Raw genomic sequence first — 25,157 nt, 5'->3', positions numbered from 1 at the left:
CCGGGGTGAGATTCCACTCATTCAGCCCTTGTGGTGCTTGCCGCCCTTGATCTTGCGGGAGGGCAGAACCACGCGCGTCAGCTTGGGAACCGCCCTGGTGGAGACGAACAGGGGCTGCACCTCCACAATGGGGTTGTAGGGAGCCAGGCCGAACCACTTGATCGGCGAGCCCGCCACCTTGCGGATGGCGTACTTGACCTTCAGCGAGAAGGCGCCGCGGGAGTCGATCTTGGACTCGGGCATCAGAGCCTTATGAACCAGCACATAGGTGACTGTGCCGATCTGCGGGTCCTCGTCCACCTTGGGGTAGATGGAGGGCTGCTTGGGCAGCTCGCCGCTGTCGATCAGCTCGTGCATGATCTGGTGCAGGTAGGTGGCCACATTCTGATCCACCTTGAAGCCCAATCTCATGCGCACGCGGAAGAGGTAGTTGGTACCGAAGTTCTCCACCGAGTACTTGCGGGTGTAGGGGGCATCAGTGGTCTGGACCGAGACGGCCCACCAGGCGCGGGCCCGCTTGGGCCGGTTGGCGAAGATGGAGAAGAAGATGTCGGTGTCCAGCCGCCGCATCTCCGCGTCCGAGGTCAGATAAACCAGGTTGTCTGCATAATAAGGAACGCGAAAGTCGTTGTGGAGCATCTCCAGGGCGGGCAGGCACTCCTTGGCCGTCATATGCCGGCGTTGTGAGCGCTCCACCTTGGTGCCCACATCCCAGGTGTACATGATGTAGAGGATGGCCGCGGTCAGCAGCATGGTGAACCAGCCGCCGTGCATGAACTTGGCCATGGAGGCCATGAAGAAGAGGATTTGAATGGCCAGGAAGACCAAGGCGAAGAGCAGAGAGAACACGCGCTTGCCGTCGTGCCAGATGTAGTCGGCCAGCAGAACGGTGGTGGTGATCATGGTCACAGTCAGGGCCAGTCCGTAAGCGGCCGAGATGTGCTCGGAATCCTTGAAGATGGCCAGCACCGTCAGCGTAGCTACGCACAGGACCCAGTTGATGGTGGGGATGTAGAGCTGGCCGCGGGTGCGCGCCGGGTAGCGCACCTGAAGATGGGGCATCCAGTTGAGGCCGGTGGCCTCCGAGACCATGGTGAAGGCACCCGTGATCAGGGCCTGCGAGGCGATGACGCCAGCGGTCACCGACAGGATCACCGCCACGTACCGCACGGTGGTAGGCATCATCTGGAAGAAGGGGTTGAGCCCATCCACACCCTGCAGGGCCTTATTGTCGCGATTGCGCAGGATCCAGGCCCCCTGGCCGAAGTAGTTGAAGACCAGAGCGATGTTGATGAAGGGCCAGGTGGCGTAGATGTTGCCACGGCCCACATGGCCCATGTCGGAGTAAAGGGCCTCGGCTCCCGTAGTCGACAGGAAAACCGTGCCCATGATGGTCAGGCCCACCGGGTTCTGCGGGCTGAAGAGGAAGCGAATCCCGTAGACCGGGTTCAGGGCCTCAAAGATGGACCAGTCATTGCCGATGCAGTAGATGCCGATCAGGGCCAGGAAGGCGAACCAGACCATGACCACGCTGCCGAAGACCTTGCCGATCCGCTCGGTTCCGCGCGACTGGACCGCAAACAGGATCAGGATGATCACGAAGGTGATGACCATGGTTAGGTTCCCGTTTTCACGGAAGATCGGAGTCAGGACGGGGATGGTCTTGAGTCCTTCGACTGCCGAGGATATGGAGACCGCAGGAGTCAGCACCGAATCAGCCAGGAAGGCCGCGCCGCCGACCATGGCCGGGATGGCCAGCCATTTGCCATAGTGCCGGACCAGGGTGTACAGGGCGAAGATGCCGCCCTCGCCCTTGTTGTCGATCCGCATGGCCACCAGCACGTACTTGACCGTGGTGATCAGCGTGATGGACCAGAAAACCAGGGAGAGCATGCCCAGCACGGCCGCCCTGTCCACACGGGCCATGCCGCCCTGCCCTGCCACGAAGGCCTGCATGGTATACAAGGGTGAGGTGCCGATGTCGCCGTAGACCACGCCCAAGGCCACAATGCACATGCCCAGGCTGATCCTGTCTGGCGAAGACTGCACCCGCCGCCACCAGCGGCCCAGAGGGCCCTTTGGCGGGGTGCGGCGACGCTGGGCCGCCCGCTGGGCCTCGCGCCGGACCCGCTTGAGCTCGTTCTCCTCCTCCCGGGTGCGGGACTTGGCCGAGATCTTGGGAGCCTTGGTGAAGCTCTCCTGAGGAAGTATCGATTCTTTCGTCGGCTGACCCTTGCGACGGGCCGTCGTCGGCTTCGCCCTTTTTTCACCGGATAACCGGGGTGGTTCGTCAGCGCCCCTGCCATCATCCTGAGCCGCCAACTCATGCCGCTCATCCGCCATAGAGCCCTCCATCGGCCAAAGCCTTCACTCATCTACTTCCGGGTGCCGTATGTTGCTGTTTGCGCACACGTGCGACGACAACCGTAGCACTCTCCCCCCACACTCGGCAGGGGCGATTCAGACCGCGACACACCATTAGCTTAATCCCGCCCTGGCACTATGCGTCGAACATCCTTCACAGGCCATAAACCCGGCGCGTGGTGGCTGCTGTCGCTTCGGCCACTTGGGCCAGGGGGCGATCCAGGGCATCAGCCATAGCGCGCAGGGTGTATGGAATCATGTAGGGGGAGTTGGTGCGTCCCCGGTAGGGCATGGGACTCAGGTAGGGCGCATCGGTCTCCACCATGATGTGGTCCATGCCGACCACGGACAGGCCCTGGCGGATTCCCTCGTTGCCCTTGTAGGAGACCGTCCCCGAAAAACTCAGATACCAGCCGTGCTCGGCAGCCACCTGGGCCATCTGCGCATCCCCCGAATAGGAATGGAAGATCGTGCGTTCGGGAGCGCCGTCCTCCAGCAGGGTCTCAATAACCTGCCGATGGGCGTCGCAGTCGTGGATCTGCATGGGCAGGCCCAGCTCCTTGGCCAGGGCGATGTGGTCGCGGAAGGCCTGCCGTTGGATCTCTTCGGCCCCCTGGCCGGTTCGGAAGAGGTCCATGCCCGTCTCTCCGATGGCCACCACCTGGTCGGGATATGCCCGAGCCAGGCGGGCGACCTCCTCAAGCGCCTGCTCGAAAGAAACCTCATGCCAGGGCTGATATTGCAGCGGCAGTCCATCCGGTCCCGGCACCCCTCGATGGCCGTGCAGGACGGCCTCATTGGGATGGATGGCCAAGGCCGCGTGAACCACCCCGGGATGGGCCAGCGCCAGATCCACAGCCGTCTGCAGGTTGGGCAGCTCGCAGCCCACGTCGATGGCCCCAACCACCCCCACAGCACGGGCCCTTTCCAGCTGCTGGTCGACTGTGCGGACGGGGACCGGATCCTGCCCGCGCTCCCTGGCCTGCCGGTCCATCTCCTGGGCGAAAGGGACCACGGAGGCCATGTGGGTGTGATCGTCGATGACTCCGATGCCTTCGGGCAGTGGCTCGGGATCGGGAGCCCAGCTGCGGTTGCGATGATGCTTGCTCATGGTCCACAGTCTAAGGTCTTGTGCGGCCCAATCTTCGACCCGCCCAGGTGGCCGACTCCGCCAAAAGGGAGGACTGCAGCTAGAATCACCTCTGACGGCCCAGGACCAGCCGGATAGGAAGAACGAAGAAGCAGCCGTCGTCCGTCTGCCAGTCCCCCGCCGCCGCGGTACCGTTGCCGAAGGCAGAAAAGGTGGATTATGTCTATGGATTGGCAGCCCTCGTTCGAGGCGACCAGCGCCTACCTCTTCGTCCACTTCACCGGCTATGAACAGGCTGAGACGGATGAGCAGCTCTACTTCGCCCTCAGCCGGGACGGCCTGCACTGGCATGACCTGCGCGCCCAGGGAGACCCTGTTCTGACTTGGAGCGAGGGCGAGGGCGGCGTACGCGACCCCTATATTGTTCGAGGCCCTGACGGCCTCTTCCACATCATCGCCACCGACCTGTCCGTCTACCACAGGGGTGGCTGGCAGGAGGGCCGGTCCACGGTGGATGGATCCACCGGCCTGGTCATCTGGGATTCCCCGGATCTGGCCCACTGGGGCAGACCCCGCCTGGTGGACGTGGCTTCGGCCATTCCCAAGGCGGGCATGGCCTGGGCGCCGGAGGCCTGCTGGGACGCCGACAGGGAGCAGTGGATAGTCTTCTGGGCCACGGCGGCCGCCGACAGCGCCGAGGACCCGGCCGCAGCCGACCTGGCCAACGAGCTGGGTGACGGCATCAACATGTACTACGCCACCAGCACCGATCTGGTGTCCTTCTCCCGCCCGGTCAAGTGGATTGACCGCAGCAACGGGATCATCGACACGACCATGCTCAAGGCGCCCGACGGCTGGTGGTACCGGGCCTCCAAGGATGACCAGATCACCCTGGAACGCACCCGCAACCCCTATGCGGTCACCCATGAGCTGGTGCGTACCGACGACGACCAGGCCTGGTCATACCTGTCCAACCTGACCGACATCTTCGGCCAGGGGCGCTACTCCTCGCGGTATCTGGAGGGCCCCGAGCTCTTTCTCTACAACGATGCTGACGCCGCAGGACCCGACGGCCGAACCATGCCTTTCGGCCTGATCTGCGACCAGTTCGCCGAGGGCCGGGGCTATCTGCCCTTCCGCTCGGCGGATTTGTCATCCAGACGGCGGCAGGACTGGGCCCTGGTTACAGATATGAACTTCGGCCGGCTGACCAAGCGCCACGGCTCCATCATGCCCATCACCGAGAGCGAGTACCGAGTTCTGAAACGGACCCTGACCCGCTGAGCGGCGGCAGCATGCAGGCAACCATGACGAAGCCTTACACGAATAAAATCCCATAATCGTGCGTAAGTGCTCCAATCAATGCCTCCACCTGTACCGCAACAGGGAACGCGGCCAGTAAAACTCAGACCTGGGCTAGAAGTGAGCCAAATCAGGACATGTTCACTTCTCGTTTTTCATGAGACTGTTCCCGAAGCTACAGACCCACTCAAGTCCCCAGCGTCAAGTCCCAGTTATCCTCGATCCGTCCGGCATCCACTTAATCCATTGGAGTCTGCATCAGGTGCACCTGCGGATCCCGGGTGTGTCTAGGCCCAGAATCCGGAGATCATATATGGCGTGGATGCCCCTGGACCAGAAGATCCAGCTCGGGTCCTGACACGCGCTTCAGATCGACACCGTCTGTCGTTACAGCAACCTGGAACCTGGTGCCCCGCACCTCCAGCTCGTAGGTCATCGAGCGCCAGGATGAAGGCAGGCGGGGGTCAATACTTAGCCCGGTTCCGCCGGTGTCCCGCAGGCCGCCGAAGCCGCAGACCAGGCTGGACCAGACGCCTCCACAGGCAGCCAAATGGATGCCGTCCGTCGTGTTGGCATGCAGATCGTCCACGTCCGTAAACAAGGACCGACGGAAGTACTGCATGGCCAGCTGGTCATGCCCCACCTCGGCGGCGAGGATGGACTGGGAGGCTGCTGACAGGGTCGAATCCCCAGTGGTCAGCGGATCGTAGTAGTCGAAGTCGGCCCGCTTCTGCTCCGGAGTGAACCAGGAGCTGAGCAGGTAGAGAGCCATGACTACGTCGGTCTGCTTGAGCACCTTGTGCCGGTAAATAACCAGCGGATGGTAGTGCAGCAGCAGGGGCCTGGCCGTGAACCGGTCGAAGTGCCAACGGGGTCGCTGCATAAATTGAGCGTCCTGGGCATGGACTCCCTCCTGATCATCAAAGGGGACGAACATGGCTTGAGCTGCGCTGGACCATTTGTCGGCCTCACCATCGTCGAAGTGCAGCCTCTCGCGTATGCCGCCGATCAGATCTGGATGCTTCTCGCGTAGGTGCTGGTAGCCCTTGTAAGCGGCCAGGAGGTTGAACCGGGCCATCTGGTTGGTGTAGAGGTTGTCGTCAACCAGGACCGTGTACTCGTCTGGGCCGGTCACGCAGTGGATGTGGAAGCGGCCGTCCTCCTTGTAACGCCCCAGGCTCATCCAGAGACGGGCCGTCTCCACCAGGATGTCGATGCCCTCAGCTTGCAGAAAGTCTTCATCCCCGGTGACCTGCACGTACTGGGCCACCGCGTAGGCGATATCGGCATCGATGTGGTACTGGGCCGTGCCCGTGGGGAAGTAGGCGGAGGCCTCCTCACCGTCGATGGTCCTCCAGGGGAAGAGGGCGCCGTTCAGGTTGAGTGCGCAGGCCCTGCGCCTGGCCGCCGGCAGCATCAGGTAGCGGTAGTGAAGGACGGCTCTTGCCCGAGCAGGCGCCGAGTAAATCAGGAAGGGGAGAATGTAGATCTCGGTGTCCCAGAAGTAGTGGCCGCTGTAGCCGGATCCGCTCAGACCCTTGGCGCCCACGCCGTTCTCGATCTGGGCCGTGGACTGGGCCAGCTGGAACAGTTCCCAGCGCACCATCTGCTGGGTACGACCCCCATCGTCGGCCTGGATGCGGATATCCTGACGCTCCCAGAACCGATCCAGCCATTCCCGCTGACGCCGCTCCAGCTCCTCCACAGAGAGGGTGCTGACCTCCTCCAGCCGATCTCTGCAGTCCTCGACCAGATTCCTGGTCCCCTCGCCGCGGGTCTGCACGACCAGACCGTTGCCGCTGGTGCCAGCCGGAAGAATAGGGTGGCTGCGGTAGACGGCGTAACGGACCAGACGGGTGGAACCGCCCTTGGGCACGTCCATGCGCCATCCGGAGCCCTCGACAGGCCGACCATCCCTGAACTGCCGGACACCCAAGGCCAGGCTGAGCCGTGAATTATTGCAGCGAAAGACCCTGCAATCCGCGCTCAGCTCGCCATAGACCGCATTGTCCAGCACCTCATGGATTCCACAGCCGTCCACAAAGGTCGACTTGCGGGGGTCACTGGAGTTGACATGGCGGGGGTTGTCAGCGTTGACCGGGCCCTCGACCACCACAGCCATGTCCCGGTCGGGCGACTCAACGGTCAGCGTGCAGACGCTCAGGCTGCGGTCATAGAGGCAGACCATGCGGGTGAGCACGGTCTTCAGGTGGATGCTGTGGCCCAGGTCGTACAGATTGGTGGTGGTCGCGATTCCGGTTCGGAAGTCCAGACGCTGCGTGGTCTTTTCCGGCCTGCCCAGAGGCAGTCCCTCCACCTTGAGGGTGAAGTCCGAAGCATCGGGCACTCCCTGAATCAGCTGCCCTACCTTGGCATATCCGTAGGCGCTTTCGGGGTGAGCTATTCGGAAGGTGTCATGGAAGCCGCTCAGGAAGGTGCCGTTGCCCAGACAGCGCTCCCCGCCACCTTCGCCCCTGACACCGACGGAGCCGTTGGTGACCGAGAAGACTGTGGCGCTGACGGCATCGGGCTGCCCGATCTCGCTCAGGCCCCACTCTTCTACAGGGAAGCGATCCTCATCCAGACTGGGATCCTCCCCCTGCCCACGCTCGCCGGCATCGTCGTCGATCAGCTCGATCAGCTGATCCACCACCAGGTCCGCACCCGCCTTGAGCAGCTGCTCGCGGCCGGCGCCCCTGTTCACGCCCACGACCAGGCCAAACCTGCCCGCATGACCAGCGGCCACGCCTGAGAGGGCATCCTCGACCACAACAGCATCCTCATTGCGCAGGCCCAGCACCTTGGCCGCATAGGCGTAGGTGTCCGGGGCCGGCTTGCCCTGAAGGCCCATCTCGTCCTTGAGATTGCCGTCCACCACTGTATCGAAGTATCCGGCGATTCCTGCGGCCTGGAGTACCTGGGCCGTGTTGCGCGAACTGGACACCACAGCCAGACGCTTCTTGTCGGCGCGCAGGTGCCTGAGCAGATCCACCGTGTCCGGGTAGGGATCGATGCCCTTCTGCTTCAGCATCCGCTCAAAGGTCATGTTCTTGCGATTGCCGTATCCGCAGACGGTGTCCAGCTGCGGATCGTCATCCGGGTTGCCCCAGTCCAGCTCAATGCCCCTGCTGCGCAGCAGGGCGTCGACGCCATCATAGCGGGGCCGGCCATCCACATAGGCGTAGTAGTCCTGCTCCGTGTAGGCCGGGACGTTCCCGGGCAGGACCTGATCGAACAACGCCTTCCAGGCGGCCTTGTGCAGGATGGTCGTGGGCACCAGCACCCCGTCCAGATCGAAGAGCACACAGGCGAATTGGGCAATCTTCATGGTTACTCATCCTATGGGTCTTCCATGACGAAAGAACCCGGCGGTTCGAAGAGCCGCCGGGCGAGAAGAGAGAGAGAAGAAGGGGTTCAGTTATCGGGGCCGCACGACCCCCATCGGCCAGTACTTCAACCGACAGAACAAATATAACCAGCGCTACCTTGGAGGAAGTGCCCGAAAACCTCAAAGTTCTCTGTGAATCACGAATGCCGTCACGGGCGCGTCGACCGTCACTTGCCCTGGTCGCCCAGCTTGGCCTGCTCCGCCTCGAATCGGGCGCGCTCTTTGGCCTTGCGGCGGTCCAGTTGCTCCTGGAAACGATCCAGCTCCTCCTGCACGGCCTCCTTGGGAATGCGCGGAAAGATGGGTATGGGCCGTTCGATCGGCGTGCCGTCCCTGAGGGGCTCACGCGCCCAAGGGTGGACCGTCTCCCCCAGCCGGTAGTCGCCGGTGATGATGGGATAGTGGAAGCCGGACCGATCCAGGTCGTCAACCTCCTCGACACGAGGCAGGGGCGAGAAGGTGCCCTTGCCGCCCATGGTCTCCCAGACCCGCTGAGAAGCATGCGGCAGGAAGGGGGCCAGCATGGTGTTGGCGTCCAGCACGGCCTGCGCTGCGGTGTGCAGGACGGCAGCCAGTCGGTTCTGGTCATCCTTGATCTTCCAGGGCTCCTGGGCGGAGATGTACTTGTTGATATCGCCCACCAGAGCCATGGCCTCGACCAGAGCGGCCTTCTGGCGATGGTGCTCGATCAGGGAGCCCACGGTATCGAAGGCCTGCAGGCTGCGGGCCAGCAGGGCAGTATCCTCCTCGGTCAGCCAGTCCTCCTCGATGCGGGGGATGCTGCCGAAGTCCTTGTTGAGCAGGTTGGCCACGCGGTTGACCAGGTTGCCCCAGGAAGCGGCCAGCTCCTCGTTGTTGTGCCGGACGAACTCCGCCCAAGTGAAGTCCGAGTCCGAGGTCTCCGGACCAGCGATGGAAATGTAGTAGCGGACTGCATCGACCGGGTAGCGCGCCAGGATGTCCTTGACGTAGATGACGATGCCCCGCGAGGAGCTGAACTTCTTGCCCTCCATGGTCATGAACTCGCTGGCCACCACCTGCTCGGGCAGGTTGAGCTCGCCGTAGGATCCCGGCTGTCCGCCCTTGGACCCCTGGCCGTTGTAGGCCAGAATCTCCGAGGGCCAGATCTGCGAGTGGAAGGTGATGTTGTCCTTGCCCATGAAGTAGTAGCCCAGGGCCTTGGGGTCATTCCACCACTTGCGCCAGGCCTCGGGGTCGCCCTGACGGCGGGCCCACTCGATGGACGCCGACAGGTATCCGATGACGGCGTCGAACCAAACATAGAGCTTCTTGTTGGGGTCGTCGACCCAGCCGTCCACAGGCACGGGAATGCCCCAGTCGATGTCGCGGGTGATGGCTCGCGGCTTGACCTCCTTGAACAGCCCCAGGGAGAAGTTGAGCACGTTGCTGCGCCAGCCCTTGCGGGTCTTCAACCAGGCCAGGTTGGCCTCGGCCAGTGCGGGCAGGTCCAAGAAGAAGTGCTTGGACTCCTCGAACCGGGGGGTCTCCCCGTTGATCTTGGATACGGGGTTGATCAGCTCGTCCGGATCCAGCTCGTTGCCGCAGTTGTCGCATTGGTCGCCGCGAGCGCCGTCAGCACCGCAGATGGGGCAGGTCCCCTCGATATAGCGGTCCGGCAGGGTCCGGCCAGTGGAAGGCGAGATGGCCACCTTCTGCTGGCCTTCATAGATGTAGCCATTGGCCCTGCACTGGCGGAAGAGCTCCTGCACCACCTTCTCGTGATTGCCGGTCGTAGTCCTGGTGAAAAGGTCATAGCTGAGCCCCAGATCGCACAAATCCTTGACGATGACCCGGTTGTAGCGGTCGGCGATCTCTTGGGGACCCACACCCTCGGCGTCAGCCTCCACCAGGATGGGAGTGCCGTGCTCGTCAGTCCCCGAAACCATAAGGACATCATTGCCCTTCATGCGTTCGTAGCGTGCGTAGACGTCCGAGGGGACGCCGAACCCAGCGACGTGGCCGATATGACGGGGCCCATTCGCGTAGGGCCAGGCGACGGAAACAAGGATATGACTCATACCAGCAAGATTATCGGCTCAGGCCTACAATCCCCCTGCTCGTCCACAGGACTGCCGTCGAGCAAGCAGATTATCCACAAGTGCACAAATTTGGCCCTCCCTCGGGCAAATTCGGGACCAGCCGTTTACAGTCGAACCATGAATCGAGAACACGTCCTCGGGGGAGTGACGTGGACGCCTACCACTGCCTATGGCGCCAGCCACACCCTCAGAGCTACAACAAAGCCGCCAGGCCGAACACCACACGCCGACACCGCTCAACAGTGGCCCGGACCACCAGCCGGAGCAGCGCCGATGCGCACCCGCGGCCGTCCTCCTACGACCGAACTTGGGGCCCTGACACCCGATCCCAAACCGCTGCCCAGTCTGATCCAAACCGGAGATCTGCCCGGCCCGCTCAGTCTCAGCCTGTTGGTGAATGAGGGGATCGTAACCTGTCTGGACCGATCCTGCTGCTACCTGAACGAACAGGCTGAGGGACTCTACGGTCGCGCCTCCATCGTCATGCCCATGGTCCCTTACGGCGCAGCAGCATGCGGCGGACTGGCGCTCTGGATATGGATCAACGGCCGTTTCCCCGACACGCTGGACATTATCTCCAACTCCCACTTCCGCACGCCGGTTCACGGCAGGCCTCTGCACCCCCACCAGCGACAGCTGGATGCCCGCTATCTGATGAAGCTTGGGAAACTTTGGGTGACTTCGCCGCTCTGGACGGCCTGCGATCTGGCCTGCGATCCCTCGGGCCAGTGCAACGGAGAAGAGACCATAGCGGTCTTGCATGAGCTCATGGAGCGATATCAGGTCAGCTGCGGATCCTGTGAGGCGCTTCTGTCCTCCAACCCCCGCTGGCCTGGCCACGCTCAAGGGCTGGAGACCATAAAAAGACTCAAGGCGATCCTATGAGTCTGCCAGTGAGGGACGCCCGAGGTGCACATGGCCATCATCGGCACCGAGGCAGGGTCCGGGGCCATCGTGGGTCCTCTGCCACTGAACGCATGGTCCGACTCATGACTGCCATCAGCAGCCGGTCGCGATCCTCGGCAGAAGACGATTTGAGCCAAGACGAACCCAACAGCATCCAACCCATGGCCGAGATGCGCGCCCCACCACCAGAACCTCCCCTGGTGCCCACGGCGCTGATGGCCACAGACCCCGCGACCGACCCGAGCATCCTCTGGACCATCGCCCGAGAAGAGCCTCAGCTGCGCCGGTGGCTGGTGGCCAATCCCGCTGCCTCGCCAGCCCTGCTGGAGACCATCTCCCAGCTGGGCGGGCCCGGTGTGCGCAGAGCACTAGAGGTGTTACTGAATGAGGGGAGCGGAAATCAGTCCTCTTCATCCTCTTGAACGGCCAAGGCATAGATCCGCTTGCGATTAGGCAGGCTGCCATCAGCCAGGGGGTGCTCGGCAGCTACCCGCGCGATGGCCTCCTTGAGGCGCAGTCCCTCGGTTCGAACCAGATCACGTGCCAGAACCGCCAGCTGCTGATCATCCATGGCCTCAGGATCGTTGCGCCTGGCCTCCAAGGCGGATGCACCAGCCACGACCAGAACCATCTCTCCACGGGGAGGATCCTCCTGGAGGGAACGCACAATTTCATCGACTGTGCCCCGCCGAATCTGTTCATGTTCCTTGGTCAGCTCCCGGCAGAGGGCCATGAGCCGGTCGGGGCCGAAGACCTCCTGAAGGTCCTGCATAGCCTGATCGATGCGGTGGGGCGTCTCGTAGAAGACCATGGTCCGCTCCTCGCTGCGCAGGGTGCGCAGATGCCGCAACCGCTCCTGATGTCGACGGGGAAGAAACCCCTCATAGCAGAATCGGTCGGTCGGCAGACCGGAGAGGGCCAGGGCATCCAGCACGGCGCTGGGGCCTGGGGCACAGGTGACCGGTATGCCTCGCTCAATAGCCCGCCTGACGATGGCCATGCCCGGATCGTTGATGGTGGGCATGCCCGCATCTGAGACCACCAGTGCGCAGGCTCCGTCACGCACCTGATCCAGGATGGGATCGGCCATCCGCCGCTCGTTATGATCGTGATAGGCCATAACCTTGCCGCCTACGCGCACCCCCAAACGATTGGCCAGATCATAGAGCCGCCGCGTGTCCTCTGCTGCCACCAGGTCCGCCGACTGCAGGAGCTCCACCAAGCGTGTCGAGGCATCGGCGACATTGCCTATAGGCGTGGCCGCCAGCACCACTGTTCCACGTGAAACACTGGGCGAAATCGACCCTGCATGGCTTTCTCCACCCTGTATATGTCCATCGCTCCGGCCATTCATGCTGCTCATGCCTTCAGTATGGCCTAATCTAGGGGTGATGACATCTTTGGCAGGGCTTTCTTCGCAGCATCGCTCCTCCAGACACGGCAGGCACGCCGCCCACCGGTCCGGTCGCCCTGCCATGCTGTCCATCTTCAGCACGCCCAAGGGTCAGCACACCAAACGAGGGATCACGATACCCAGGCTCTCCCGTAGGCAGAGCAGCTGGCTGGCATGCATACTCATGGCTCTTCTGGGCGGGCTTCTGCGGTTTGTACGGCTGGGCAGCCCTCGGGCCATCGTCTTCGACGAGACATATTACGTCAAAGACGCCTGGACTATGCTCATGACCGGCGAGCCGCGCAACTGGCCAAAAAAAGCCGGTCCCCTTGACCTTCCCATCGACCAGCTCTTTGCCCAGGGGCATACAGGCGACTGGCTGCCCCAGGCCGAATACGTGGTTCACCCGCCGGTGGGCAAGTGGTGCATCGCTTTGGGTCTCAAACTGTTCGGCGGAGCCGGGAACCCCTTCGCTTGGCGAGTGGCCACTGCCCTGGCGGGCACCATCGCCATCCTGCTGCTCTGCCGAGTAGCCCTGCGCCTCTTCCATAACCTGCCCATCGCCCTGACAGCTGGCTTCCTCATGGCTATCGATGGTCTGGGCATCGTGATGAGCCGTACCGGCCTGCTGGACAACTTCGTCATGATCTTCGTCCTGGGAGCTTGGCTGTGCCTGATGGGCCATCGGGACTGGGCGCGGACCAGGCTGCGACAATCCTGGGTCAAGGATCAGGCTGATTTTCGTCTGCACTACCGGGTGAAGGTCATTCAGTCACATGGACAGCAGGGACAGCAAAGCCGTGTCGAACTGCCTGTGGCCACTACCGGCCCCTTCATCGCCTGGTCCTGGTGGCGGACAGGAGCCGCCCTGCTCCTGGGCCTGGCCACCGGCACCAAGTGGTCAGGCGCCTATTTCTTTGCCGTCTTCGCCCTGATCTCAGTGCTCTGGGACGGCTGGGAACGCCATCAGGCAGGATACGGATCCTGGCTGCAGAGCGCCGTGTTCAGGGACGGGCTGCCGGCGGCCCTGCTTATGATCCCCGTCTGGGCGGGCACCTATCTGGTCTCCTGGACGGGATGGTTCCTGCACGGCGATTCCTTCATGCACAACTGGGCGGCCCAGCACCCTGGACAGGGTCTGACCTGGCTGCCGGAGGGGTTGCGGTCCCTGGCTGAATACCACCGGCAGATGTGGCACTTCCACACCACCCTGCATACCCGCCATCCATATATGGCCAATCCCCTGACGTGGCCCCTGCAGATCAGACCCACCAGCTTCTACTGGCAGAAGATCACAGGCTTCCCCGGCCTGTGCGGACTGGCCAAGGACTCCCCCTGCGTGGCTGCTGTCACATCCTTGGGCAATCCCCTGACCTGGTGGCTGGGAAGCATCTGCATGGTTCTCGCCATCGTCATCGCCGTCGTGGTCAAGCACGGAGATTGGCGGATCTGGGGGGTCTTGGCAGGCATGCTGGCCGGCTGGCTGCCCTGGATCCAATACATGAACCGGACCACTTTCACTTTCTATTCCATCGTCATCCTGCCCTGGATGATTCTGGCAATCTGCTATGTGGCCAACTGGCTGCGGCAGAATTCGGACAGCGTCCTCTACCGGCAGACCATGATCATGGGCCTGACCCTGCTAGGCCTGACCTCAGTCTTCTTCTACCCGCTGTGGACCGCCATGCCCATCCCCTATGACTTCTGGCGCATGCACATGTGGCTGTCCAGCTGGATCTAAGACAAAGGAGGCGGCCGGACAGGGACGCCCGACCGCCTCGCAGCAACGTTTGTATGCCGTCGTGCTCAGACTGCACGATCATGAATGATCTGCGCGTACCGCAGACCGGAATCCTTCCAGATCCTCTCCTGTGTGTCATAGTCGACCCTGATCAGCCCAAAGCGCTTGGTGTAGCCCAGGGCCCACTCAAAGTTATCCAGCAGGGACCAGGCGAAGTAACCGGTCACCCGGGCACCTGCATGGATGGCGCGGGCCACGGCACGCAGGTGCTCCTCCAGATAGGCCACCCGCTGGGGATCGTGCACCCCTTTGCCGCCAGGGAAGGATGAATCCAGGCTGACCTGGTCCTCCCAGGCAGATCCGTTCTCGGTGATCATAAGATCCAGCTTGGGGAAACGGCCGGAGACCTCCATGAGCAGATCGGTCAGCCCCTGAGGCTCCTGGTTCCAGCCCATGGCGGTCAACGGCCCCTGAGGAGGCAGAGTCTCGACCATATCCTGGGCGGGCATGGGGTTGCGCTCGGAACCAGCGCCGCTTCGACCCCCCACGTGGTTGGTTGAATAGTAGTTGATGCCCAGCACGTCCAAGGGCTGATGGATCTGTTCCAGATCACCGTCACGAACAAAGCTCCAGTCAGTGAGGCCCTCGGCGGCATCATGGATGCGTTGGTCATAGGTGCCGGCCAGCATGGGGCCCAGCCAGACCTCGTTGGCGAACAGGTCAGCCCGGGTCTTGGCCGCCAGATCCGCCGGATCGTCGCTATCGGCCCGGTTGACCTGCAGGTTCAGGGTCACCGATATGCGCGCCCTGTCACCCAGTTCGGCACGAATGGCCTGGGCTCCCAGCCCATGAGCAAGGTTCAGATGATGGACTGCTGCCAGAGCCTGCCCGTAGTCGCAGATGCCTGGAGCATGGCCGCCATTGCCGTAACCCAGATAGGCCGAGCACCAGGGTTCGTTCAGGGTGGTCCAAGTCTGCACCCGATCGCCCAGAGCCTTGGCCAGGACGGCTGCATAGTCGGCATACCGTTGGGCGGTGTCGCGGTTGGCCCAGCCTCCAGCCTCCTGCAGGTACTGAGGCAGATCCCAGTGGTAGAGGGTGACGACAGGTTTGATGCCGTTTTCCAGCAGCATGTCCAGCACCCGCCGGTAGTGATCCAAGCCAGCCTGGTTGATGGCACCGCCTGCCTGGGGCACAATACGAGGCCAGGCTACAGACAGCCGGTAGGCCCCCACCCCCATCTGCTTCATCAGCGCAATGTCCTCCGGGTAGCGGTGGTACTGATCACAGGCGACATCGCCATTGGATCCATCCGCTATCCTTCCTGGCTGCCTGCAGTAGACGTCCCAGATGGAGTCCCCCCTGCCGTCCTCGTACGCCGCACCCTCTACCTGGAAGGATGCCGTTGCCGTGCCCCAGGTGAAGTCCTCAGGGAAGGCGAGCCGTTCGTCATTGACCATATGTCCACTCCTCCATTGTGTGACCCTTCCTGCCTATCTTCGCACAGGAGGACCGACGACAGGACCGTGGCCGACAGCCGATAAGTCCGGCATCGATGGGTTGTGTTGTCCTCGCAAGGAATCAGACCGGGGAGTACCGAGTACCAAGGCCAGCTTGTTAAAGTGTGTCTCGGTTCTGGAAAAGCACACATCGACGGAATGGAACACGATTCATGGGGTTCGTCAACTGGCTGATACACCTGCTCAAGGATCCGCGCAGCGCCATCGCGAGCTGGATCGCCATGGGGCTGGTGCCGACCTACGGGTTCATCTTCCTGATCATCTTCATTGAGACCGGCGTGGTCTTCATGCCCTTCCTGCCGGGCGACTCCCTGCTCTTCGCCGCCGGCGTCTTCGCCCATGACCCATCCAGCGGCATGGCCTTGGACGTGCTCCTGCCCGTCGTCTGGCTGGCCCCCATCCTGGGCGACCAGAGCAACTACTTCATCGGACACTTCTTCGGCAGGGCCATCGTCCGTTCGGGACGCGTGAAGTCACTGACCCCCGAACGAATCGCCAAGACCGAGGGCCTGATCGACAAGTGGGGCCCCCTGGCCGTGGTCCTGGGACGCTTCCTCCCTTTCATCAGAACCTTCATGCCCTTCATATCGGGCATCTCCGGAATGCGCTGGCGCCGCTTCACCCCCTTCAGTGTCCTGGGAGGCCTGATATGGTCCACCCTCTTCACCCTCCTGGGCTATTTCTTCGGCGGCATCCCCGCAGTCCAACAGCATTTCGAGCTGGTCATCATCCTGATCCTGGTCATCTCGGTCCTGCCCACGGTCATCGGCCTGCTCAAGGCAAAGTTCGGCCGCAAGAAGGCGACCACCGAGGAAACCAGCGCCAAGGCGGACTGACACCTGATCTGAGATATTTTGCGTTTGGCCAGGGCACGCGCTAAAGTAAGCTTCTGTTGTTCGGCTACGGTCGGGCAACGAATGGGGCTGTAGCTCAGTTGGTAGAGCGCTTCGTTCGCATCGAAGAGGTCGGGGTTTCGACTACCCTCAGCTCCACAGTGTCGAGATACTTTTTCTTCTTTTCCTATGCCGTTTTTCACTGCATCGCTATCGCTCTTCTGCCAGGATCAATCAGGCAGGTAGATGCATAGCGGCATCAGGCAGCTTTATAAGCAAGAACCCTGGCACGTGGCCAGGGCCGGATTGGATTGCGATTCCTCGTCAAACGCTCAGAGAAAAGCTTCAGCGAAGCCGACAACCACGATGGGCGCATTACTGAAACACGCCCATCAGCGGATCAACGCTTGGCGGCAGAGCGGAAGGGGTTGCCATCGCGACGATGACGACGATGACCGCGGCGGAACCCACGACGGTCCGCGTCAAAACGAGAGCCAGCGCGGCCGCTGCCACGGCCATGGTCGTGACCACGGGTCCGCTCGCTGCTGCCGGAATGACGATGGCCTCTGGTCCGGCCGTCCAAGGGACCATCCTCATGATCGAGTGCCGGTCGGTCACTTGACCTCCGGGAACGGTAAGGCCGACGATCCCGATGTCCGCTTCGGCCGCCACGGCCTCCATGGGCAGACCGGCCGCCCGAGGCCTGCGGCTGCTCGGCCTGCAAAGACCAGCCGTGCACCGGCTTGGCTACGGGCCCTACGAGTTCGGTAACCTCGGGCGAGTCAGCGGTCACCTGAACCGGCTTGGCATCGATATGGGCCAGGCGCAGCATCCGTCTGGTGTCGCGCCACTGGTCGGGCAGGACCAAGGTGACCACGTCGCCGGAACGGCCGGCTCGAGCCGTACGCCCTGACCGATGCAGAAAGGACTTGGGATCGGCTGGTGGATCTACCTGAACCACGAGGTCTACGTCACTGATGTCCACACCGCGGGCGGCCACGTCGGTAGCCACCAGGACCTTCACCTCGCCCCGGGAGAACGCCCCCAGATTGCGATCGCGCTGATTCTGTGAAAGGTTGCCATGCAGCTGTGCGGCCGGGATGCCGTTGTCGATCAGATTCTTGGCCAGCTTCTTGGCCTGGAATTTGGTCCGGGTGAAGAGAATGCGCCGTCCGGCGCCCGAGGCCAGCTTGCGCACGAGATCATGCTTGACGGCCTGGGTGGTGCGGAAGATGTGGTGGGTCATCAGATCCACATGCTGGGTGGCTGAGTCCACCTCGTGAATCTTGGGATCCTTGAGGAAGCGCTTGACCACGGCATCCACTCCATGATCCAGCGTGGCCGAGAAAAGCATGCGCTGACCACCCGGGCGAACCTGGGCCAGTATCCGCTCCACGGCAGGCAGGAAGCCCATGTCAGCCATCTCGTCGGCCTCGTCCAGCACGGCGATCTCCACGTCCTCCAGGCTGAGCTTGCGCTGACGGAGCAGATCCTCCAGGCGACCCGGGCAGGCCACCACGATCTTGGCCCCGCGCCGAAGAGCATCGACCTGACGGCCCTGGCCAACGCCGCCGTAGACGGTGCAGGTCCGCATGCCGTAAGCCTGAGCCAGCGGATTGAGAACCTCGTCGATTTGATTGGCCAGCTCGCGGGTAGGGGCCAGGACAAGACCGCGCGGGCGGGGCAGACTGCCTGATCTGGCGGCATCCCCGCGGCCATGGCGAGCACGTCCCCCCTCGTCGTCAGCCAGTCGAGCCACCAGAGGGATGCTGAAGGCCAGGGTCTTGCCGGAACCCGTCCGGCCCCGACCCAGGATGTCGCGGCCAGCCAGAGCATCAGGCAGGGTGTCGCGTTGGATGGGGAAGGCGCTGGTCTTGCCGTCCTTGCGCAGGACACGAACCAAGGGTTCAGGCACCCCTAGATGGTCAAAAGTCATAGGTTCTGCAGCCATAGGCTCTGCAGCAGAATGGCCGGAATTGGACGAATTGGAATCGGGCATGGATGAAGCAGTCACAATGACCTTTCACAACAGGGAAGAAAACGGTACTGTCGGTCGACAGTTCGCAGGCCGCGTGCAAAGCAGAGAATGACGAATTTCGCGCAAGCGGTTTCCCCGTACTCAAAGCATTCAGGCGACGATCAGCCGCAGCTCTGGAGCGAGCGGCCAACCTGTTCACCATAGCACAGGGCCCTCACCTGCTTCAGGAGCGTACGCTCCAGACGATCAGCGATTTGGACTCGGTCGGATCGGCCTCGTCATGCGTCGTGTCCTGCCGCCAGAGCCGGGCCCTGCTGGACCGCCTGACTTCGACGACCCGGCCGTCGGCAGCGGCGGCGAACATGCTGGATCCCTGTGACTGGTGGGAGCGGCGCAGCTGGCGCCTCAGCTGACGATTCTCCTCGGCTAGGGCCAGGATCCTGGTCACCCCGGCCAGATTGATGGACTCGTCCTGGCTCAGATGCTGGGCCTGACCCAGCCGGTCCAGATCCCGCAGGGAGTAGCGTCGTGCACCCCCCTCGGTCCGTTCCGGCACGATCAGACCCAGCCGGTCATATTGGCGCAGGGTCTGCGGATGGATGTTGGCCAACTGCCCGACCTGACCGACGCTGAAGACCGGCAACTCGATGTCCAAGCCGGCATCGTCGGCAGCATCCAGACTGATGCGCCCGGCCACCAGCCCGCGAGCGCAGGCCAGATAGATCCGCCTGGTCTCGGGATCCACCCTGACCATGATCATCACTCCTCTCCGCTGTTCGTTCCAACCTGATCCTGCATCAGGATCGTCATATCTTCATGCGTTCCCCGGCGATCTGCTCGTCGAAGTCGCCACTGGACTTGGCAAAGTCACGCATGGCCTTCTTCTGGGCCATGCCCAACCGACCGGGCATGCGGATCTCAAGCCGCCCCACCAGGTCGCCCTTGCCACGCCGGTCCTGAACCCCCTTGCCGGCGATGCGGATCTCGTCGCCGCTGGAGGAGCCGGCCGGGATCTTGAAGGTGACGACCTGGTCGTCGATGTCCCGGGCCTGGACCTTGGCCCCCAGGGCTGCCTCAGATACCGTCACCGGCAGGGCCATGACCAGATCCCTGTCCTCCATGGTGAACCGCTGGCTGGGCTGAACGCTGATCTGCAGGTAGAGGTCGCCATTGGCGCCTCCGTCCCTGCCAGGCCGACCCTTGCCAGCCAGCCTGATCCGCTGGCCGTTGTGAACCCCAGCGGGGATATGCGTCTTGAAGCGCTTGCCGCCCACGCTCAGGGAGACCGTGGCCCCCTTGACCGCCTGACGGAAGGACAGGCCGATGCGCGAATTGCGATCCTCGCCCTTGACTGGCCTGGGCCTGCTCTCCCGATAGGCGGTCCGACCGCCACCACCGGCACCCCCGCCGAAGGAGGAGAAGATGTCAGCAAAGTCCGGCTGCCCCGAACCATCGCCGAAACGGATACGGGTGCCTCCAGGCGCTCCAGCCCCACCGAACATGGAGCCGAAGATGTCCGAGAAGGCATCGGTGTTGAAGCCGCCCTGGCCGGAACCCCCGGCGAACCGGGCTCCCCCCATGCCGAACTGGCGGATGGCGTCGTACTTCTGACGTTGCTCCTTGTTGCTGAGCACGTCGTAGGCCTCGGAGATGTCCTTGAACTTCTCCTCGGCCTCCTTGGTCTTATTGAGATCGGGATGGTATTTGCGGGCAAGCTTGCGGTAGGCCTTGGTGATCTCCGCTTCGCTGGCGTCCTTGGAGACACCAAGGACCTTGTAGTAGTCCTTGCTCAGCCATTCATTCTCAGCCATCCATGTCTCCTTTCCTCATAAGCTACGAATATCGAATTGGAATCCGCTCTTGCGCGTGCGGCGGCGGGCGGGACCGTACCCCACCCAGCCGCCGCATGCGAAGGCGTCGATTCAGCCTGCGGAAGGTCCGCAATCGCCGTCCCTGCTACTGCCCGGGCGAGGTCACCACTACCCTGGCAGCCCTAATCACCCGGTCGCCGATCCGATAGCCTGCCTCAACCACCGTGTCAACAGTCTCTTTCTTGGCCTCGGGGTCCGGCTTGTGCAGGATGGCCTCATGCTTGGTGGGGTCGAAGTCCTCGCCTTTTTCACCGAACTTCTCGACGCCGAACTTCTCGAAGGTCTTGTCGATCTTCTTGGCCACAGCCTGGAAGGAGTCGTCCATCTGCCCGTGCTCCTTGATCCGGTCAATGTCATCAAGGGCCGGAAGAAGGGCGGTCAGCACATCCACAATGCCATGCTGGCGGAAGATGTCCTGCTCCTTCTTGGCACGGTTGCGGAAGTTGACAAACTCGGCCCGCTCACGCTGGAGGGCCTCCAGATAATCGGCGGCCTCCTTCTTGGCCTGTCCCAGGGGCGTCAACCCATCTGATCCCTTGTCGGTGCTCTCCTCCTTGGCCGAGTCAGCATCAGTCTTGTTGTCAGCCTGAGCATCCGCTGACGACGCGTCCTTGGCGGAGGAATCCGACGGAGCCTTGTCGGCCGCCTGACTCTCGTCTGCTGCGCTCTTGCCGGCATGACGGCCGCGAGCCGCTTCCTGATCGGGCGTCGAAGCGGCGTCGGAGGCCTTGGCCTCGTTCCCGTCCGGTTCGCCGGCGGCGGCCGGGTCGCCCTTCAGCGGCCCGGTATCATCCTTGTCGAAGGCCGACATGTCACTCGCCGTCCTTCTTCTTGTCGTCGTCATCCACGACCTCGGCGTCCACCACGTCGTCATCAGCAGACGCGGAGGAGTCCGCACCCGGGGCAGCACCGGCGGCACCTGCAGCGCCCTGAGCGCCTGCAGCGTCAGCGGAGCCCTGCTGGGCGTAGAGGGCCTGGCCGATCTTCTGGGCAGAGGTCATCAGCTCGCTCTGGGCGTTCTTGATCTTGTCCATGTCCTCGCCCTTCAGAGCCTCTTTCAGAGCGTTGACCTTGTCGGTGACCTCCTTGGCCACCTCGTCAGAGATCTTGTCCTTGTTGTCGTTGACCAGCTTCTCGGTCTGGTAGGCGGCGGACTCGGCGGCGTTGCGGGTGTCGGCGTCCTCACGGCGCTGCTTGTCCTCAGCCTCGTGGGCCTCGGCCTCCTTGACCATGCGGTCAATCTCGTCCTTGGGCAGGGCGGAACCACCGGTGATGGTCATGGACTGCTCCTTGCCGGTGCCCTTGTCCTTGGCGGAGACGTGCACAATGCCGTTGGCGTCGATATCAAAGGTGACCTCGATCTGAGGAACGCCGCGCGGAGCCGGAGCGATGCCCGTCAGCTCGAAGGTGCCCAGGGGCTTGTTGTCACGGGCGAACTCGCGCTCGCCCTGATAGACCTGGATCAGCACGGAAGGCTGGTTGTCCTCAGCGGTCGAGAAGACCTCGGAGCGCTTGGTCGGGATGGCGGTGTTGCGGTCGATCAGCTTGGTCATGATGCCGCCCTTGGTCTCGATGCCCAGGGAGAGCGGGGTCACGTCGATCAGCAGGACGTCCTTGCGGTCGCCCTTGATGACGCCGGACTGCACGGCAGCGCCGACAGCCACGACCTCATCAGGGTTGACGGTCTGGTTGGCCTCCTTGCCGCCAGTCAGTTCCTTGACCAGGTCCTTGACGGCGGGCATACGGGTGGACCCGCCGACCAGCACCACGTGATCGATGTCCTGAACCGAAATGCCGGCATCGTGCAGCACGTTGTTGAACGGCGTGCGGCAGCGGCCCAGCAGGTCAGAGGTCATCTCTTCGAAGTGGGCGCGGGTCAGGGTCTCGTCCAGGTGGACGGGGGTCCCGTCGGGGGTCATGGCCAGGTACTGCATGGAGATGCTGGTGGACGAAGAGGAGCTCAGCTCCTTCTTGGCCTGCTCAGCAGCTTCCTTGAGCCGCTGCAGAGCGATCTTGTCCTTGGACAGATCGACGTTGTACTTGTTCTTGACCTCAGTGACCAGCCAGTCGATGATCTTCTGATCCCAGTCGTCGCCGCCCAGCTTGTTGTCGCCGTTGGTGGCCTGGACCTGAATGGTCGAGAAGCCGTCGTCGTCCTTGCCGATCTCCAGCAGGGAGACATCGAAGGTGCCACCACCCAGATCGAAGACCAGGATGCGCTCGTCCTCCTTGCCCTTTTCCAGGCCGTAGGCCAGGGCCGCGGCGGTGGGCTCGTTGATGATGCGCAGGACGTTCAGGCCGGCGATCTTGCCGGCGTCCTTGGTGGCCTGACGCTGTGCGTCGTTGAAGTAGGCAGGGCAGGTGATGACCGCGTCAGTGACGGGCTCGCCCAGGTAGGACTCGGCATCCCTCTTGAGCTTCATGAGGATCTGGGCCGAGATCTCCTGCGGGGTCCACTTCTTGCCGTCGATCTCGACGGACCAGTCGGTGCCCATGTGGCGCTTGACCGAGCTGATGGTCCGATCCACATTGGTGACTGCCTGCCGCTTGGCCACCTCGCCGACCAGAATCTCGCCGGACTTGCTGAACGCCACCACCGATGGCGTGGTCCGCGCGCCCTCAGCGTTGACGATTACGGTGGGCTCGCCGCCCTCCAAGGTTGCAATGCAGGAATTGGTGGTTCCCAGATCAATGCCAACTGCACGTGCCATACTCGTTACCTCCTGATGAAATTGGGGCGCAGGGTCTGGCCCTGCACCTCATCGTTCACGTTCTCCGCTCGCGCTTCGTTCGTGGTCCCGATGGCCGGCTCCCGTCGGCCCGGGCAAGCAGCCATCATGACCACTCCGAAACTTGAGCCTACATCACTCAACTTCTTCTGGCAAATATTATTCCCAACTAAGTAAACGACTCCTGCATCAGTTTCAGATGGTCACTTTCTTATGCGACGTAGGAACGCATTGCATAATTTAAAATTGCGCTCTTAACCATGACCAAGCCTCCAGGCGCCACCAGAGCAAGCAAAAAAAGACCGCGGGGCATAACAGCCATCGAGGCGAATAGAAGTACGAAAATGAAGCAGTCAAGCATTACGATCACTACGGTATATGGCCATTTAGTCAGCCCGAAAATCAATGAATTCTTCAATGTTCCCACAAGAGAGTTGGCAAATCGCGCCTGTAACCACCAAACCCACTCAAAACTGATTATCCAAAAACAGGTAGCAATAAGCTGTGGAGCCAGTAACGCCCATGAACGCACAACAATCCAGAGGACTATCAAAGCAGCACCAGGAATACCAAGAATCAGCCACAGGATGGTTGCTTGCATAAAATTGCTTTTAAAGGCAGCGAAAAAATCTCGTGTCACATGTCCGATGCCCGCCAAAGATCTCCTGGCCGCATAATTCGCAGCGACCAGAGCAGAGCCTGCAGTAATTGCGGGCAACGATGCCACAATCATCAAGATGGTTATCCATACTGCATCAATAACCGTAGATAGTCCACGCATGAAGGCAGACTCTGGCGACAGAAAATGCATGATGTTCTTTTCGACGTCACCTAGGCATCAGCAGATTTGGATCAGGCTTTTCGACAACAGTCGGGAAAGGCAGATGCGGTTCTGTTTGATACCAATAAGCCACAGTGGCCACATCATCCTCCCGCTCGAACATTCCGCTCTCGCGGCCTCCTATCTGCTGCCATGTGACCCGCAAATCCTGATGGAAGATAATTGGGTCCATTAGGTGCCATCGATACATTCCCCGAACTACAGGACCTGAGTCATCCCAATAATCACTGGCTTCACCCCCAGATGTCCGCGAATAGAATGGGTAGCCCATGAAGGCCCTATTATAGGTCTGTTCATGCATGGCATCTTTATTTGTTTCCGATCGAAAACTCCAAGCACCACCGAAATAATCCTCAGCACCAGTACTGCACCAGGTAGGAAATTGGTTATCTCCATCGATGAAGAATTTAAACTCACCTTCGCCCCACCATCGTGATTGCAAAGCAGTAAGGGCCAAATAGGTACCCACGTATATTCCGTTACCCGCTACACCGTCAAGCAGGGTGTAATCCTGTTGTCTAGTAGTGACAGGTTCCCGCCGCCACTGAGCGTGGAACCTCATCAGCTCGTCAGGCAGTGCATCATTAAGTTCATAATCGATCTGATAAAAGACTGATTGCACATCCTCGTCGTGGTTGTTAACCAGCACGATTCTAGCCGAGCTGAACGGCATGGGGAAGTAGCAATTAAATCCTCTCGTTGGGTTAACGCAGATAGGTAAGGAATCCACCAGAGCACTCCGTCCATGTCCGCAGCAGAAGAAATCACCCAAAGGAGAGACGACCGACGGTCTCTCTTCACCATCCCAATAGATTTTAATTAACAGATTCCGAAGAACATACAAGCCCTGTGGCGAAGTGGCATCCGTGACAGTGAACCACATATGCTTGATGATCCCCGGCTCCTGAATATCTGCAATAGTGACTGTTTCGCCGCGGCGCAGAACTGGCAGACTGGGATGCCCTTTTCTGGTAAACCCTAAACGACTGCTTGAATTTCCAGCTTCCCCTTTGCCCCCCTGAGGATTTTCCCCATTTATGCACCTAGTCACACCATGCCTGGGCCTCAGCAGGCGATAAAGCAGGTCATTCTCGTATGCTTGCACCATCAATCGCACCATTCGCTTTCTGATTCGTCCAAA

17 protein-coding genes, 1 tRNA gene and 1 pseudogene are annotated in these 25,157 nt (G+C 61.8%); 6 read left to right on the top strand and 13 right to left on the bottom strand.

What is annotated here, in order from left to right; translation table 11 throughout:
- Positions 1–21: 21 nt before the first annotated feature.
- Together FPK30_RS03010 and FPK30_RS03005 are read right to left on the bottom strand one after the other, a co-directional pair.
- Positions 22–2,343, bottom strand: a complete 2,322-nt coding sequence (locus FPK30_RS03010; protein WP_144085247.1) for a KUP/HAK/KT family potassium transporter — start codon at positions 2,341–2,343, stop codon at positions 22–24.
- A gap of 175 nt (positions 2,344–2,518) precedes the next feature.
- Positions 2,519–3,475: a TatD family hydrolase gene (locus FPK30_RS03005; RefSeq protein WP_144085246.1), complete on the bottom strand. Its 957-nt coding sequence runs from the start codon at positions 3,473–3,475 to the stop codon at positions 2,519–2,521.
- A 198-nt stretch (positions 3,476–3,673) separates the two neighbouring features.
- Here FPK30_RS03005 and FPK30_RS03000 point away from each other — a divergent pair, with 198 nt between their 5' ends.
- Positions 3,674–4,738 (top strand): alpha-arabinofuranosidase, encoded by a 1,065-nt coding sequence (locus tag FPK30_RS03000; protein WP_144085245.1) that lies wholly within the window; start codon positions 3,674–3,676, stop codon positions 4,736–4,738.
- 325 nt (positions 4,739–5,063) lie between these two features.
- On the opposite strand, the gene FPK30_RS02995 is transcribed toward FPK30_RS03000, so the two are convergent.
- Positions 5,064–8,084 (bottom strand): HAD-IA family hydrolase, encoded by a 3,021-nt coding sequence (locus tag FPK30_RS02995; RefSeq protein WP_144085244.1) that lies wholly within the window; start codon positions 8,082–8,084, stop codon positions 5,064–5,066.
- Between the two features lie 227 nt (positions 8,085–8,311).
- The gene (gene metG, locus FPK30_RS02990) at positions 8,312–10,183 is read right to left on the bottom strand and encodes a methionine--tRNA ligase (protein WP_144085243.1); all 1,872 of its coding nucleotides are present in this window, start codon (positions 10,181–10,183) and stop codon (positions 8,312–8,314) included.
- Positions 10,184–10,477: 294 nt separating this feature from the next.
- Between metG and FPK30_RS02985 the strand changes: the two genes are divergently transcribed.
- Together FPK30_RS02985 and FPK30_RS02980 are read left to right on the top strand one after the other, a co-directional pair.
- Entirely contained in the window at positions 10,478–11,089 is a 612-nt protein-coding gene (locus FPK30_RS02985) for a hypothetical protein (RefSeq protein WP_144085242.1), read from the top strand.
- Positions 11,090–11,193: 104 nt separating this feature from the next.
- The gene (locus FPK30_RS02980; protein ID WP_260804381.1) at positions 11,194–11,532 is read left to right on the top strand and encodes a variant leucine-rich repeat-containing protein; all 339 of its coding nucleotides are present in this window, start codon (positions 11,194–11,196) and stop codon (positions 11,530–11,532) included.
- Here FPK30_RS02980 and rsmI read toward each other — a convergent pair.
- A complete protein-coding gene (gene rsmI, locus FPK30_RS02975) occupies positions 11,511–12,464 on the bottom strand; it encodes a 16S rRNA (cytidine(1402)-2'-O)-methyltransferase (protein ID WP_144085543.1) in 954 nt (317 codons plus the stop codon). The genes FPK30_RS02980 and rsmI overlap by 22 nt on opposite strands.
- A gap of 223 nt (positions 12,465–12,687) precedes the next feature.
- Here rsmI and FPK30_RS02970 point away from each other — a divergent pair, with 223 nt between their 5' ends.
- On the top strand, positions 12,688–14,244 hold the full coding sequence (locus FPK30_RS02970; RefSeq protein ID WP_144085542.1) for a dolichyl-phosphate-mannose--protein mannosyltransferase: 1,557 nt from the start codon (positions 12,688–12,690) through the stop codon (positions 14,242–14,244).
- A gap of 65 nt (positions 14,245–14,309) precedes the next feature.
- Here FPK30_RS02970 and FPK30_RS02965 read toward each other — a convergent pair whose 3' ends face one another.
- Positions 14,310–15,704, bottom strand: a complete 1,395-nt coding sequence (locus FPK30_RS02965) for a GH1 family beta-glucosidase (protein WP_144085241.1) — start codon at positions 15,702–15,704, stop codon at positions 14,310–14,312.
- A gap of 212 nt (positions 15,705–15,916) precedes the next feature.
- Here FPK30_RS02965 and FPK30_RS02960 point away from each other — a divergent pair, with 212 nt between their 5' ends.
- Complete coding sequence (locus tag FPK30_RS02960; protein WP_101431836.1) at positions 15,917–16,600, top strand: VTT domain-containing protein; 684 nt, start codon at positions 15,917–15,919, stop codon at positions 16,598–16,600.
- Between the two features lie 83 nt (positions 16,601–16,683).
- A tRNA-Ala gene (locus FPK30_RS02955) sits at positions 16,684–16,756 on the top strand.
- Positions 16,757–17,045: 289 nt separating this feature from the next.
- Here FPK30_RS02955 and FPK30_RS02950 read toward each other — a convergent pair.
- The 7 genes and pseudogenes from FPK30_RS02950 to FPK30_RS02920 all read right to left on the bottom strand — a co-directional run.
- Positions 17,046–18,596, bottom strand: a pseudogene (locus FPK30_RS02950) (DEAD/DEAH box helicase); the annotation flags it as partial.
- A 202-nt stretch (positions 18,597–18,798) separates the two neighbouring features.
- Entirely contained in the window at positions 18,799–19,329 is a 531-nt protein-coding gene (locus FPK30_RS02945; protein WP_024627809.1) for a heat shock protein transcriptional repressor HspR, read from the bottom strand.
- 52 nt (positions 19,330–19,381) lie between these two features.
- On the bottom strand, positions 19,382–20,386 hold the full coding sequence (locus tag FPK30_RS02940) for a DnaJ C-terminal domain-containing protein (RefSeq protein ID WP_144085239.1): 1,005 nt from the start codon (positions 20,384–20,386) through the stop codon (positions 19,382–19,384).
- A 145-nt stretch (positions 20,387–20,531) separates the two neighbouring features.
- Positions 20,532–21,257, bottom strand: coding sequence for a nucleotide exchange factor GrpE (grpE, locus tag FPK30_RS02935; protein ID WP_232345834.1), 726 nt, complete (start codon positions 21,255–21,257; stop codon positions 20,532–20,534).
- A gap of 1 nt (position 21,258) precedes the next feature.
- On the bottom strand, positions 21,259–23,157 hold the full coding sequence (dnaK, locus tag FPK30_RS02930; protein ID WP_144085238.1) for a molecular chaperone DnaK: 1,899 nt from the start codon (positions 23,155–23,157) through the stop codon (positions 21,259–21,261).
- A gap of 229 nt (positions 23,158–23,386) precedes the next feature.
- The gene (locus FPK30_RS02925) at positions 23,387–23,986 is read right to left on the bottom strand and encodes a DUF624 domain-containing protein (protein WP_144085237.1); all 600 of its coding nucleotides are present in this window, start codon (positions 23,984–23,986) and stop codon (positions 23,387–23,389) included.
- 16 nt (positions 23,987–24,002) lie between these two features.
- Positions 24,003–25,124: a glycoside hydrolase family 172 protein gene (locus tag FPK30_RS02920; protein ID WP_144085236.1), complete on the bottom strand. Its 1,122-nt coding sequence runs from the start codon at positions 25,122–25,124 to the stop codon at positions 24,003–24,005.
- Positions 25,125–25,157: the final 33 nt, after the last annotated feature.

It is taken from the genome of Bifidobacterium apousia (assembly GCF_007559275.1).
In the GTDB taxonomy this organism is placed as follows: domain Bacteria; phylum Actinomycetota; class Actinomycetes; order Actinomycetales; family Bifidobacteriaceae; genus Bombiscardovia; species Bombiscardovia apousia.
This window is presented reverse-complemented; position numbering and strand designations above follow the sequence as displayed.